The organism is Staphylococcus pasteuri, assembly GCF_030547725.1.
In the GTDB taxonomy this organism is placed as follows: Bacteria; Bacillota; Bacilli; order Staphylococcales; family Staphylococcaceae; genus Staphylococcus; species Staphylococcus pasteuri.
In genome coordinates this window covers 1-235 of record NZ_JAUOQO010001005.1, presented here as the reverse complement: position 1 = coordinate 235, position 235 = coordinate 1, and the positions used below count along the sequence as shown (strand labels likewise).

1 protein-coding gene is annotated in these 235 nt (G+C 57.9%); it reads right to left on the bottom strand.

Annotated features, from left to right (window positions below; all coding sequences use genetic code 11):
* On the bottom strand, positions 1–235 hold a 235-nt coding region (locus tag Q4528_RS16200), incomplete at both ends, for an acyl-CoA dehydrogenase family protein (protein WP_303522795.1).

The window sequence follows — 235 nt, the reverse complement described above, 5'->3', positions numbered from 1 at the left end:
CCCATGCCACATCCAGTTGGGTGCGCATTTCGGCCATTTTGAAACGGGTGTTCTGAAAGGCACCGATGGGGCGCCCAAAGGCGTTGCGGTCTTTGACATATTCCAGGGTGATCTCAAACGACCGCTCTGCGCGTGCGACATAAGAGACCGCACCGGTCAGGCGCTCTTCTGCCAAACCGACCATCATGGATTTGAACCCATGCGCCGGATCGCCCAGCACGTTCTCTTTGGGGAC